Raw genomic sequence first — 13,129 nt, 5'->3', positions numbered from 1 at the left:
TCAGAACGTGGGTCATCTATCTTGCTGATAAAATAAAAAATACTCATTGTTATGATCGCTATTTTTATGGAATAGCGTGATCTTAGCGTTTTAATGGGAGAAATAGCTATAAAAAGTCATATTCTGGTCTTTATTTAACCTCAATAACCTTGCTAAAAATGTGAGATCTCGCCCTGAGTTTGGTTATAACCCCAATTCCTTCAATTTCCGCGTTATCGTATTTCTTCCCCAGCCCAGCAAACGGGCGGCTTCTTGTTTATGTCCGTTGGTATATTCCAGCGCGCAATTAAGCAAAGTGCGTTCCAGCAATGGTAAGGCATCGGCAAGGAGATCCGTTTTTCCCTCTTTTAAGGCATGTTGTGCCCATTCAGCCAACAGTTGTGGCCAGTTTTCAGGTAGCGTGGCGCGTGGAATCGGGGCGTTTCCTGTTTGTCCTGTCGGTTGGTTGCTAATCAGGTCAGCGGGCAGATCCTGTACCAGTATCTCCTTGCTTGCCGCCATCACGGTCAGCCAGCGACAAACATTTTCCAACTGGCGGACATTGCCTGACCATGGCAAGCGCATCAGGGCGAGTTCTGTATCAGGATGCAGCACCTTGGCTTCAACGCCCAGCTCTTTGGCAGTTTGTTGCAGGAAATGGTGTGCCAGACGAGGTATATCTTCGACTCTGTCCCGCAAAGGCGGTAGCTGGACGCGAATCACATTCAGACGATGGTAGAGGTCTTCCCTGAATTTACCTTCTGCAACACGTTGCTCAAGGTTCTGGTGAGTGGCAGCGATAATACGGACATCCACCTTCACCGGTGCATAGCCCCCGACACGATAAAATTGCCCTTCAGCCAGAACCCGCAGCAGGCGAGTCTGGATATCCAGCGGCATATCACCAATTTCATCTAAAAACAGTGAACCCCCATTGGCTTGCTCAAAACGACCGTGACGTACTTGATTGGCACCTGTGAACGCACCTTTTTCGTGACCAAACAGTTCGGATTCAATCAGATCTTTCGGGATTGCCGCCATATTCAGGGCAATAAAGGGGGCTGAGGCGCGTGGACTGTGGCGGTGAAGGGCATGGGCAACCAGCTCTTTTCCTGTGCCGGATTCACCATTGATTAACACACTGATGGAGGAGCGGGAAAGGCGGCCGATAATTCGGTATACCTCCTGCATAGCGGGGGCTTCTCCGATCATATCTGAAACCGATACCGGCAACCGTGGATTGGAGGCTGATTGATGTTGTTCCCGATAATGACTTAGTGCTCGTTCAACCAGCGCAACAGTTTCATCAATATCGAAAGGCTTTGGCAGATAATCGAATGCGCCATGTTGATAAGCACTGACAGCGGCATCCAGATCAGAATGGGCCGTCATAATGATGACCGGAAGCTGTGGGTAGTTCTGCTTGATCTGGTTGAGCAAACTTAGTCCGTCCAATCCGGGCATACGGATATCCGACAGAATCACTTCTGGATTACCCTGTCCTAGCGCGGCCAATACGGTATCGGCATTTTCAAAACTGATACACTCCATCCCTGCGCCACTCAACGCCCGTTCAAGTACCCAGCGGATAGAACTGTCATCATCAACGATCCAAACTTTTCCTCGTTGCATTGTCACCCCCTACTTAACGGTTATTTCTTGATCGGCAGGTAAATGGAAAATTCTGTATGCCCTGGCCAACTGGTAAATTCAATTTTGCCCGCATGTTGGTCGATAAGATTACGTGCTATGGATAAGCCAAGTCCAGTTCCTCCTGCATACCCGCTGACCATCGGGTAAAAAAGCGTATCCTGAATATTGGGGGGAATACCAGGCCCATTATCTGCAATATCAATTCGGGCCGCCAAGCGGTAACGTTCACCCTGTAAGGTAATCTGGAATGCGGTTCGTGTTCTCAGGGTGATCATTCCTCCTTTCTCATCCAGTGCTTGTAGGGCATTGCGGGTGATATTCAGTAATACCTGTTCAATCTGGTCAGGATAATGCGCCAGTTCAGGCAAACTCGGATCATAGTCTTTAATCAGCGTAACATTGGCAGGCATTTCCAGTGAGACCAGTTGACAAACCCGTTCAACCACATGGTGAATGCTCTGACGGGTTTGGAAGCCAGGGTGCTGTGGCCCCAGCAATCGATCAACAAGGTTGCGCAACCTGTCTGCCTGCTCAATGATCACTTGGGTATATTCCCTCAAGGACGGATCTGGCAGTGCCTTGGCAAGTAACTGTGCAGCGCCCCGCAGCCCACCGAGAGGATTTTTGATTTCATGTGCCAGCCCCCGAACCAGTTCCCGCGCAGCCGCCTGCTGTGCTTGTTGGATCTGCTCTTGGCTTAACCGGCGTTGACTGTCCATAGATGCCAGTTCCAGCAGAATAAACTGTTCGGAAATTGGTTGGGCACTGAGCGACATCACATGAGAGTGATTATTGATCACTAATATGACTTCGTTATCGGTAAAGCCATGACCGTTGATCAAACTGGAACGCATCAATTCTGTATCCAGTGAAATATAGCTAAACAGGATAGGAAGAGGCGTGCCGAATAATTTACGGGAACTTTGTGCCAGAAGTTGCATAGCAGAATGATTGGCGTAGCGAATAATCAAATCATTATCCAGTATCAGGACGTTGTTTATCTGTGAGTCGAGAATCTGTTCTGCTTTGGGTACACTAACCATGGTCATTCAGTTCCTGCACTTTTTTGGTGCATTGTAGCTTATTTAAGCATATTTCGATGAATCCTTTTGCTCAGCATATATCGTCAATCATGATGTAGTTGTGTATATGCGAGGAAAAAAGCCCATCCAAAGATGGGCCAAAAGTTTCACGGCAACAAAAAAACACGAGTAATGCCATCACGTTATGCAACATTACCTAATAAGGCACTACACACTGTAATACAGTTCAAATTCCAGGGGATGTGGTGTCATGCGGACACGTTCAATTTCCCCGTTCAATAAATTGATATAAGCATCAATCGTATCATCAGTGAAAACACCGCCACGCGTCAGGAATTCGCGGTCGGCATCCAATGCGGCCAGCGCTTCTTCCAAAGAAGAGGCCACGGTTGGGATCTCTTGGGCTTCTTCTGCGGGCAAGTCATACAAGTTTTTATCCATCGCATCACCTGGATGGATTTTGTTGATGATGCCATCCAAACCTGCCATCAACAGGGCAGAAAAGGCCAGATAAGGGTTTGCTGCGGGATCAGGGAAACGCACTTCAATACGGCGAGCTTTAGCGCTGGCGACCACAGGAATACGGATAGAGGCAGAACGGTTACGGGCAGAATAGGCCAGCATCACCGGCGCTTCAAAACCAGGTACCAGACGTTTGTACGAGTTAGTTGTTGGGTTGGTAAAGGCGTTTAACGCACGAGCGTGTTTGATGACACCGCCAATATAGTAAAGCGCCATTTCGGACAAGCCACCGTATTTGTCACCTGCAAACAGGTTAGTGCCATTTTTGGACAGTGACATATGACAGTGCATACCTGAACCATTATCACCCACCAACGGTTTTGGCATAAATGTCGCGGTCTTACCAAATTTATGGGCAACGTTATGAACCACATATTTATAAATCTGGGTTTCATCCGCTTTTTTGGTCATGGTATTAAAGCGGGTGGCCACTTCGTTTTGTCCGGCAGTTGCAACCTCATGATGGTGGGCTTCAACGACCAAACCCATTTTTTCCATGGTCAGGCACATGGCTGAACGCAGGTCTTGGGAAGAATCCACAGGAGGAACCGGAAAGTATCCTCCTTTAATACCAGGACGATGGCCTTTGTTACCACCTTCATAGCGTGTGCCGCTGTTCCAGGCGGCTTCTGTATCATCAATATGGTAGTAAGAGCCAGAGATGGAGCTGCCGAAACGGATATCATCGAACAAGAAGAATTCGGGTTCTGGCCCGAATAAAACGGTATCAGCAATATCGCTTGCCCGCAGGAAATCTTCTGCGCGTTTCGCAATGGAGCGAGGATCGCGGCTATAGCCTTGCATGGTGCCAGGTTCGAGGATATCGCAGCGCAGGATGAGGGTAGCATCATTAAAGAAGGGATCCAGCATCGCGGTGCTTGGATCTGGCATTAACACCATGTCGGATTCATTGATACCTTTCCAGCCACCGATAGATGAACCGTCAAACATTTTGCCATCTTCAAAGAAGTCTTCATCAACTTGGTGGGCGGGAATAGTGATATGTTGTTCTTTACCTTTGGTGTCAGTAAAACGTAAGTCAATAAACTTCACCTGATGTTCTTCAATCATGGACAAAACATGTTCAGCGGACATACTGGCTCTCCTGAAAAATTAAGGGCAATTGTGGATCTCGGTATGATCAATTTTATGGAACCACTATTAGCAGAGATAAATGCGAAAAGTGTGCCAATATTTAAAAATCATTTAATATCAATGTGATAAAAATGTATGGCAGAAGGGAAGAGAAATAAGATGAATAATATAGCGTGTGGCTTTAGGTATTTTGCACCAAATTGGTGATTTTCCACAATGTGATTGCATTATTATGGTGCGGTTGGCCGACTGAAATTTCACAAATTTGCTTATCACGCAATCAATTGATATGTTGTTATTATATCAATTGAATATTTGGAGACTCGCATGGTCTTTACTATCAAAGAATATCAGGCCACTCGTGATACCAACACCAACTTATGGAAAGCCGTTGGAATACCTTCCCGTGGTGCAAAATTGCACCAAGCCTTACGGGAAGGAATGCCCTATGCTGTCTACACCAAACTCGCTGCTGTAGCTGGTCTGGAACTCAAGGAACTCGCGAAATATGTCGCCATTCCCCAGGCTACGTTGCAGCGCCGAGCTAAACTAGGCCGATTCAAAACGGATGAGAGCGATAGGCTGTATCGCTTTGCAGAAGTTCTGAAAGCCGCGACTGCTCTGTTTGAAGGTGACACAGAGCGAGCTTGTCAATGGTTACTCAATCCTGCTCGTGGTCTTGGTGGTCGCAAGCCTGTAGAGATGATCGCCATCTCCGCTGAGGCGGAAGCTGTGTTGGACTTGATTGGTCGCCTGGAGCATGGTGTCTTTGTATGAATGAGATTGTTGCTTACCGGCTTATCAAGAGGAAATGGCGGGGGACTGCTTTCGATGGTGAGGGAGCACGTCTTTACGGTGGTCGCTGGAATAGCCGAGGACGACCTTGTGTATATCTGGCGAGTTCGGAATCATTGGCATTGTTGGAAGTGATGGTTCACCTCAATGATTACAGCCTATTGCAATATTACGCGCTATTGGAAGTAAGGTTGCCCGCGGAGGCTGTTTTGTATTTCACTTCTGACCAATTACCGGAAGATTGGCGGGATGAACCGGCTCCACCATCAACAGCGGAAATTGGGGATGGGTGGTTAGAAAGTGGTGAAAGCCTTGCTTTGGCTGTCCCCAGTGTTGTTGTCCCGCGTGAGTTGAACTACATCATCAATCCAGCTCATCCTCTGTTCGAGCAGGTCACTGGCGATGCCGCTGAACTCGACTTCCAGCCAGATGGACGCCTATGATTTAGGTGTCCCCAACTTTTAATACCCGTGCAACCATCCAAAGTGTATAATGCTGCACTTTTGTTCGGCGGCGGCCAAGTAAAACAGAATTCTTTTTATGTACGTTTGAGTACATAAATGATTTTCGCGTTATCGGAATTTTTAAATGTCAAATGAAATTAGTAAGTTAAGAAATATAGCAATTATTGCTCACGTCGACCATGGCAAAACCACGTTGGTTGATAAACTCCTGCAACAGTCCGGTACTTTTGGGGAGCGTGCTGCAACAACTGAGCGCGTGATGGATTCCAATGATCTGGAAAAAGAACGTGGTATTACCATCCTGGCAAAGAACACAGCCATCAAATGGAATGACTATCGAATCAATATCGTAGACACCCCAGGCCACGCCGACTTCGGTGGTGAAGTTGAACGTGTAATGTCAATGGTAGACAGCGTCCTGTTGCTGGTTGATGCGATGGATGGCCCAATGCCACAGACTCGCTTTGTAACCCAGAAAGCGTTTGCTCATGGCCTGAAGCCTATTGTCGTGATCAACAAAGTTGACCGTCCGGGTGCTCGCCCTGACTGGGTAGTGGATCAGGTATTTGACTTGTTTGTGAATCTTGGTGCAACCGATGAGCAGCTGGATTTCCCAATCATTTATGCTTCTGCACTGATGGGCGTTGCGGGTAACGATCATACCGATATGGCTGAAGACATGACTCCGCTGTATCAGGCAATCGTTGATCATGTTGAGCCACCAAAGGTTGACCTTGATGGCCCATTCCAGATGCAAATTTCGCAGCTGGATTATAACAACTACGTTGGCGTTATCGGTATCGGTCGCATTAAGCGTGGTATGGTAAAACCAAACCAAAATATCACTATCATCGATAGCGAAGGTAAAACTCGCAACGGTAAAGTTGGCAAGGTCTTTAGCCATCTGGGATTGGAGCGCATTGAGTCTGATAAGGCGGAAGCTGGCGACATTATCGCTATTACCGGTCTGGGTGATCTGAATATTTCCGATACCCTGTGCGAAGTCAATGCGGTTGAAGCGTTGCCAGCACTGGCCGTTGATGAGCCTACCGTCAGCATGTACTTCTGTGTTAATACTTCGCCATTCTGTGGTCGTGAAGGTAAGTACGTGACTTCTCGCCAGATCCTTGATCGTCTGAAAAAAGAGCTGGTTCATAACGTAGCGTTGCGTGTTGAAGAAACTGAAGATCCAGATGCATTCCGTGTATCAGGCCGTGGTGAACTGCACTTGTCTGTTCTGATCGAAAACATGCGCCGTGAAGGTTTCGAGTTGGCGGTTTCCCGTCCAAAAGTTATTTTCCGTGAAATTGATGGCCGTAAGCAGGAGCCTTTTGAGCAGGTCACTCTGGATATCGAAGAGCAGCATCAAGGCGATGTCATGCAGGCATTGGGTGAGCGTAAAGGTGAAATGCGTGACATGCTGCCAGATGGTAAAGGTCGCGTTCGTCTTGATTACGTCATTCCAAGCCGTGGCTTGATCGGCTTCCGTACTGAATTCATGACCATGACTTCGGGTACGGGTTTGTTGTATGCCACATTCAGCCACTATGATGACATCCGCCCGGGTGAGATTGGCCGTCGTCTGAATGGCGTATTGATTTCCAATGGACAAGGCAAGGCGGTGGCTTACGCGCTGTATGGTTTGCAGGAGCGTGGTAAGTTGTTCCTGGGTCATGGTACTGAAGTGTATGAAGGCCAGATTATTGGTATTCATTCACGTTCAAATGACCTGACCGTTAACTGTCTGACCGGTAAGAAACTGACTAACGTGCGTGCATCAGGTACGGATGAAGCGACAACGTTGTCTCCACATATCAAGAAAACCCTGGAGCAGGCGTTGGAGTTTATTGACGACGACGAATTGGTTGAAGTTACTCCAGTGTCAATTCGCTTGCGTAAGCGTCATTTGACTGAGAATGATCGCCGTCGTGCAAATCGTAGCAAAGAAGTTTAATTTCTGGATTATGCATTGCATATGACAGTTTGAACATCAATAGCTTAGGGCATTTCGGTGCCCTGAGTTCTTTTATGATACCCCCTTCCTGCCATTTTTTTATCTCTTCATTCTTTTTTCTTAACGAAATATGATAAAAGTACTCAACAATGAGCGTCAGTCAGGAGGGATTATGCTGTATATTTTCGATCTGGGTAACGTGATTATTGATATTGATTTTAAAAGAGTATTGGCTGTTTGGAGTAATTTGAGTGGGACACCACTGGCAACATTGACCCCAAAATTTTCGCAGGGCGAGACGCTTGAAAAACATGAGTGCGGGCAAATAAGTGACACTGAATTTGCAGAAATGATGTGTGATGAAATGGCGGTTTCACTCAGTTTTGAACAATTTGCGGAAGGCTGGAATACAATCTTTATCGATGTCAGGCAGGAAGTCATTGAGTTAATGAATAAATTGCGTGCTAAAGGGCATCGTGTGGTTGTTTTGTCAAATACAAATCGTCTGCATATTGATTACTGCTCGGAGCATTATCCTGAAATTGCAGTATCAGCGGATTTCCTTTATCTATCCCACGAATTGGGGATGCGTAAACCAAATCTTGATATTTTTAACTATGTGCTTGCAGCGGAAGGTGTGGAAGCGGATCAAGCCATATTCTTTGATGATCTTTTAGAAAACGTCGAAGCAGCAAAAAAAACAGGCATCACTGCACTGCATGTGGCTGACAGGAATGTCATCCCTGATTATTTTAAGTCGCATGACTTCTCACTCCCCGCAAAAAATTAACATCGTTAGCTTATTGCAACGAAATAACAGGCAAGAGAAATGATCGCATTAATTCAGCGTGTAACACAGGCAAAGGTTGTTGTTGAAGGAGAGACGATTGGCGAAATTGGACAAGGGTTGCTGGTGTTGCTGGGGGTGGAAAAAGACGATACCCCACAAAAAGCGCAACGTTTATGCGACAAGGTAATGGGGTATCGGGTATTCAGCGATGAGCAGGGAAAAATGAACCTTAATGTTCAGCAGGCTGGCGGTAGTTTGCTGGTGGTATCGCAATTTACATTGGCTGCGGACACCCAGAAAGGCTTAAGACCCAGCTTTTCTGACGGTGCTGAACCACAAAAAGCAGAGGGGCTTTATCGCGATTTTGTTGAACGGTGCCATGTAACTGGTGTAAAAACAGCAACGGGAATATTTGCCGCAGACATGAAAGTCAGCTTGATCAATGACGGGCCGGTAACTTTCTGGTTGCAAGTATGATGTGTTTCAAGAAAGGGGTTGTTTCTATGTACCATCTGAGAGTTCCTCAAACAGAACAAGAGTTAGAAACTTATTACCAATTTCGTTGGGAGATGTTGCGTAAACCACTTCATCAACCTGTCGGATCAGAGAAAGATGGTTATGATTCGATGGCTCATCACCAAATGGTGGTGGATGAACAGGGTAATCCGCTGGCTGTTGGGCGCTTATATATCAATGCGGACAATGAAGGCGCTATTCGCTTTCTGGCTGTGCATCCCAGTGTGCAGCGAAAAGGCTTGGGTACGCTGATTGCGATGGCATTGGAATCGGTAGCCAGACAGGAAGGTGTGAAACGAATTGTTTGCAGCGCGCGGGAAGACGCCGTTGATTTCTTTGACAAGTTGGGCTTTCAAAACCGAGGTTTGATCAATGGTGCTAAGGCATCGCCGATCAACCATTTCCTCATGATCAAACCGATAATAAGCCTTGATGATATCTTGCACCGTCCTGATTGGTGTGCGGAATTGCAGCAGGCCTGGCATAAGCAGATCCCTTTGAGTGAAAAGATGGGGCTTAGGATCAGCCAATATACCGGACAGCGCTTCGTGACGACGATGCCGGAAGCCGGAAACCAGAATCCACATCATACTATTTTCGCAGGTAGCTTATTTTCTCAGGCCACCTTAACGGCATGGGGCTTGATTTGGTTGTTGCTACAGGAGCGCCAGTTAGGGGGAGATATCATTTTGGTGGATGCCAATATTCGTTATCGCCAACCGATTACAGGGCGCCCCTGTGCAACTGCGGATTTCAATAATATGAGCGGAGACCTTGCCCGTCTTGCCCGTGGCAATAAGGCGCGTGTAACGATAGAAGTGCAGGTTAGCGGTGAACATGGCGTAGGTAGCGTGTTCACCGGCACTTATATCGTCCTGCCTCCCGAACGCCTTACTAAAGCTTAATTTTTGCGCAGGTTTGACTCTCCGTAGCAGGATTATCTACGGAAGAGGGTGCGGTTGGGGAACAGCGGCTCGTTGAGATCAAACCTTGCTCAATAGATTGTGACTCTTTGGCTGATGATTTATCTTCGGCAACCAATGTGCCGTTTATTGTTCCCTTCACGTCGTCAGCAGAGAGATTTCCCGTAATAGCGAGTGTGAAATTGCCTTCTCCCTGAATATTAAGTGGTATCCAACCCCATTGGGGCAAGATGTGCAAATCCGCGTTCATTCCTTTGAAGTTAAGGTTAAAAGGGGTATGAGCAGTTTGTTGTTCCGCCGAGCCAGTTATTTGCAGCAGTCCATCACGGGTAAAGCCATTCAATTTATCAATGGTGGCTTTGCCATCTGTGGCGTGCAGTTGCAGATAAGGGCGGGTTATTTCGATTTTGTTAAATGTTCCCGCAGCCGCTTGCAGTGATGCCTGACCATTCCATAATCCCCACTTGCCATTTTTCAAGATATCCAGGTTGTCAATATGGGCTGCAAGCGTAGTGAGCTGGAACGGGAAATTGGGATTGGTATCAATCAGCAGCGTATTATTGATAGTAATATCATTAAGTTTTACTCCTGAAATCCATTCCGGCGCTGGCTGTTTGAAATAATCGAGCCATGTTGCTGGCAGAGCGTAAAGCAGCCCTGTTACAGAACTCTCTTTGAGGGTAAGGAGCCGGCTTTTGCGGTCCCATTGAGACTGGATATTGAACAATCCTTTTTGATAGTGGGTTGTCAGGTTTGCGATGGTAAAGATATCACCAGAAAAACGGAGTTTTCCAAGTGTGTCGCTGAACTGTGCATTATTCAACGTCATGTTCATCGCATTAAAATCAATCAACCCTTCTTCAGCGCTCCAACTGCCGTTGACTAAGCCTAAGTTTTTGATGGTGCTATCCAGATAATCAACAGACCAGTTTTGTCCTTGCAGTTTGGCATTGGTGATATTGAGATCTTTGATATAAATAGCAGGCAGATGGCTGATTTTTTCTTTCAAATCGCCCAGTGTCATCGGGGTTTGCCAGCGAATGTCACTGAGCAGGATATTGTTCCAGCGCCAACTGCCGTCAGGCAATTGCTGACCGTTGCCAGAAATAGCGCCTCGCAGAAATGTTGCGCCAAAAGCGTCGATAGTCAGAGCCTTATTCTGGTAATGGCCTTGTACAACCGCATTTTCAACAGATATGTCATTTAAACGGATCGTCTTGGCACTGAATTGATATTTTCCATTACCAAATGGGTTGTCCACAGCAGGGACCCAGGGGGTAATGCCACCCGTGATATTCTCTCCCTCAATACGCGTATTGGGACTCTCTAGCTGAATATTCATCTGGTTCAGTTGCAGGATATCCGCTTGTAAAAGAGGAGGAAGTTGATTTCCAAACAGTGTCAATGTCCCTTGTTGCAAGGTCAGACGATGGAGATTTTGAGGGGACAGTAAATGCTGCCATTTGAAATCGAGATTAATGGTGTCGGCATTGAGTGAGAAAGGACTTTGTCTGTCACTAATGTCAATGTGGTTAAGTGATAGGGTAGCAGGCTGCTGCCAGTCATGGCTGATGCTTTCAATGCTGACTTGATAATGTCCTTGTTTGCTGAGCCATTGGCTTAACTGTTTGGCTCCCCAATGTGTCTGGACAACAACATAGATAACTATGATTGCCAAAATTAGCACTAATAGAAGCGTGACAAAAAATTTCCCTAACCACCTCATATTTTCACCTCAACAGTGTGACCCTCCAATAGAAGCCCTTTTATGCCGTAAAATAGAGCAGCACTCAATAGAGGATTTAGGCAAAAAAGAAAACTCCCGCGGGTAAGGCGGGAGAAAAGTATCAACAGAAAACGGCTAACTATTTTTCTTGGGGAAAAATAAGGTTAAGCAGAATGGCGGTTAACCCACCTGCGGCAATGCCTGAAGAGAATAAGTTTTTCACCCAATCAGGGGCAAACTGTAAAATTAGCGGTTGTTGAGAAACGCCTAATCCCACTGCCAGAGACAGTGCGATGATCATAATAGCACGGCGATTCAGAGGTTCACGGGAAACTATTCTGACACCAGATGCAGCGATAGTGCCAAACATCACAATCGTTGCTCCGCCCAGAACAGGCTCAGGAATATGTTGTACAAAACCAGCCACAGCAGGAAACAGCCCCAATAGGATCAGCATTGCAGCAATCATGTAACCAACATGGCGACTGGCAACACCTGTTAGCTGGATCACGCCATTGTTCTGACCAAAGCAGGAATTTGGAAACGTATTGAACACGGCTGACACCATAGAATTGAAGCCATTTGCCAGTACACCCCCCTTGATACGTTTCATGTAGAGTGGGCCGCTGACAGGCTGTTCGGAGACATCAGAGGTTGCTGTGATATCACCAATTGTTTCCAGTGATGTCACCATAAAAATCAGCATCAGTGGGATCAACAGATTCCAGTCAAAAGACAAGCCATAATAGAGTGGAGAAGGAACGGTGATGATTGGTGCATCTTCTTTTGATGTTGAAACGGGTAACATATCCATGTACCAGGCCAGCAGATAACCCACTGTCATGGCGATGACCAGAGATGCGACACGCAAGTAAGGGTTATTTTGGCGATTCAGCAATACAATAACGGCAAGAACAGTTCCAGCGAGCAACAGGTTTTCCGGTGCACCAAATGTGCCGTTTTGAATCGCAGAATAACCACCACCAATAGAAGTTAATCCCACTTGAATTAACGATAAGCCAATAATCATTACCACGATACCGGATACCAGAGGTGTGATGATCCGTCTTGCCAAATGTAACACGCGTGAGAGCAGCACTTCCGTCATTGAGGCGAGCATCAGTGTACCGAACAAGGCTGCCATCATAGTTGGAATATCCGCACCACCATTTTTCAACGCCAGGCCACCCATAATCAGTGGGGCAACGAAATTAAAACTGGTGCCCTGAATTGAAAGCAAGCCAGAACCGATTGGCCCCCAGGAGCGAATTTGAATAAGTGATGCCAAGCCAGAGGCAAACAGGGACATACTAATAATGCGTTGGGTATCTTGCTCTGGAAGCCCCAGAGCCTGACAAATCAACATCGCAGGCGTAATAACAGCCACAAACATGGCCAGTAAATGTTGGCATGCAGCAAATAAGGCATGTGGAAGCGGTGGCTTATCTTCCAGACGATAGATCAGTTCGTTGTTTGATTTATTGGGAACTTCTGATGAATTGGATTCACGGGGTAAATTGACCATGTTGTGAAATTCCAGATAGACAAAAAGCGCATTTTAATGATTCTCATCACTAAAGCAATCGTTTGCGTTAAGTTTTCATCATGAATTACAACTTAATCCCGTCACATTTTTAAATGTTTTAACTTGTGTTTATGAGTAATTTTA

At 46.5% G+C, this 13,129-nt stretch carries 11 protein-coding genes; 6 read left to right on the top strand and 5 right to left on the bottom strand.

Translation table 11 applies throughout. The features are described 5' to 3' along the window. Positions 1-183: 183 nt before the first annotated feature. The 3 genes from glnG to glnA all read right to left on the bottom strand — a co-directional run bounded on the left by glnG (position 184) and on the right by glnA (position 4,292). Entirely contained in the window at positions 184-1,611 is a 1,428-nt protein-coding gene (glnG, locus tag IQ211_RS08650; protein WP_189759861.1) for a nitrogen regulation protein NR(I), read from the bottom strand. A gap of 20 nt (positions 1,612-1,631) precedes the next feature. Then, the gene (gene glnL / locus IQ211_RS08645) at positions 1,632-2,675 is read right to left on the bottom strand and encodes a nitrogen regulation protein NR(II) (protein WP_399478148.1); all 1,044 of its coding nucleotides are present in this window, start codon (positions 2,673-2,675) and stop codon (positions 1,632-1,634) included. 207 nt (positions 2,676-2,882) lie between these two features. Further along, entirely contained in the window at positions 2,883-4,292 is a 1,410-nt protein-coding gene (glnA, locus tag IQ211_RS08640) for a glutamate--ammonia ligase (protein WP_189759863.1), read from the bottom strand. Between the two features lie 327 nt (positions 4,293-4,619). Between glnA and parS the strand changes: the two genes are divergently transcribed. The 6 genes from parS (at position 4,620) to fabY (ending at position 9,716) form a co-directional block, all read left to right on the top strand. Beyond that, positions 4,620-5,069 carry a type II RES/Xre toxin-antitoxin system antitoxin gene (gene parS, locus IQ211_RS08635; protein WP_189759864.1) on the top strand — a complete coding sequence of 150 codons (450 nt, stop codon included), beginning with the start codon at positions 4,620-4,622 and terminating at the stop codon, positions 5,067-5,069. Further along, complete coding sequence (locus tag IQ211_RS08630) at positions 5,066-5,530, top strand: RES family NAD+ phosphorylase (RefSeq protein WP_189759865.1); 465 nt, start codon at positions 5,066-5,068, stop codon at positions 5,528-5,530. The genes parS and IQ211_RS08630 overlap by 4 nt, the downstream gene beginning before the upstream one ends. A gap of 145 nt (positions 5,531-5,675) precedes the next feature. Further along, positions 5,676-7,505 (top strand): ribosome-dependent GTPase TypA, encoded by a 1,830-nt coding sequence (gene typA / locus IQ211_RS08625; RefSeq protein WP_189759866.1) that lies wholly within the window; start codon positions 5,676-5,678, stop codon positions 7,503-7,505. Positions 7,506-7,677: 172 nt separating this feature from the next. Then, positions 7,678-8,295, top strand: a complete 618-nt coding sequence (gene yihX, locus IQ211_RS08620; protein WP_189759867.1) for a glucose-1-phosphatase — start codon at positions 7,678-7,680, stop codon at positions 8,293-8,295. A gap of 39 nt (positions 8,296-8,334) precedes the next feature. Next, complete coding sequence (dtd, locus tag IQ211_RS08615) at positions 8,335-8,772, top strand: D-aminoacyl-tRNA deacylase (protein WP_189759868.1); 438 nt, start codon at positions 8,335-8,337, stop codon at positions 8,770-8,772. 26 nt (positions 8,773-8,798) lie between these two features. Further along, on the top strand, positions 8,799-9,716 hold the full coding sequence (fabY, locus tag IQ211_RS08610) for a fatty acid biosynthesis protein FabY (protein ID WP_189759869.1): 918 nt from the start codon (positions 8,799-8,801) through the stop codon (positions 9,714-9,716). Here the strand turns inward: fabY and IQ211_RS08605 are convergent. Next, the gene (locus IQ211_RS08605; RefSeq protein ID WP_189759870.1) at positions 9,706-11,460 is read right to left on the bottom strand and encodes a translocation/assembly module TamB domain-containing protein; all 1,755 of its coding nucleotides are present in this window, start codon (positions 11,458-11,460) and stop codon (positions 9,706-9,708) included. The genes fabY and IQ211_RS08605 overlap by 11 nt on opposite strands. Before the next feature lie 139 nt (positions 11,461-11,599). Beyond that, positions 11,600-12,985 carry a nucleobase:cation symporter-2 family protein gene (locus IQ211_RS08600; protein WP_189759871.1) on the bottom strand — a complete coding sequence of 462 codons (1,386 nt, stop codon included), beginning with the start codon at positions 12,983-12,985 and terminating at the stop codon, positions 11,600-11,602. Between the last annotated feature and the right edge of the window lie 144 nt (positions 12,986-13,129).

The organism is Xenorhabdus griffiniae, assembly GCF_015163655.1.
Lineage (GTDB): Bacteria > Pseudomonadota > Gammaproteobacteria > Enterobacterales > Enterobacteriaceae > Xenorhabdus > Xenorhabdus griffiniae.
The sequence above is the reverse complement of the archived record's forward strand: the minus strand, read 5'-3'. Positions and strand labels throughout refer to the sequence as shown.

Bases quoted from the DNA above. Each gene is read 5' to 3' on its own strand.
- glnG (WP_189759861.1), bottom strand. From the start codon at position 1,611: ATGCAACGAGGAAAAGTTTGGATCGTTGATGATGACAGTTCTATCCGC.
- glnL (WP_399478148.1), bottom strand. From the start codon at position 2,675: ATGGTTAGTGTACCCAAAGCAGAACAGATTCTCGACTCACAGATAAAC.
- glnA (WP_189759863.1), bottom strand. From the start codon at position 4,292: ATGTCCGCTGAACATGTTTTGTCCATGATTGAAGAACATCAGGTGAAG.
- parS (WP_189759864.1), top strand. From the start codon at position 4,620: ATGGTCTTTACTATCAAAGAATATCAGGCCACTCGTGATACCAACACC.
- IQ211_RS08630 (WP_189759865.1), top strand. From the start codon at position 5,066: ATGAATGAGATTGTTGCTTACCGGCTTATCAAGAGGAAATGGCGGGGG.
- typA (WP_189759866.1), top strand. From the start codon at position 5,676: ATGTCAAATGAAATTAGTAAGTTAAGAAATATAGCAATTATTGCTCAC.
- yihX (WP_189759867.1), top strand. From the start codon at position 7,678: ATGCTGTATATTTTCGATCTGGGTAACGTGATTATTGATATTGATTTT.
- dtd (WP_189759868.1), top strand. From the start codon at position 8,335: ATGATCGCATTAATTCAGCGTGTAACACAGGCAAAGGTTGTTGTTGAA.
- fabY (WP_189759869.1), top strand. From the start codon at position 8,799: ATGTACCATCTGAGAGTTCCTCAAACAGAACAAGAGTTAGAAACTTAT.
- IQ211_RS08605 (WP_189759870.1), bottom strand. From the start codon at position 11,460: ATGAGGTGGTTAGGGAAATTTTTTGTCACGCTTCTATTAGTGCTAATT.
- IQ211_RS08600 (WP_189759871.1), bottom strand. From the start codon at position 12,985: ATGGTCAATTTACCCCGTGAATCCAATTCATCAGAAGTTCCCAATAAA.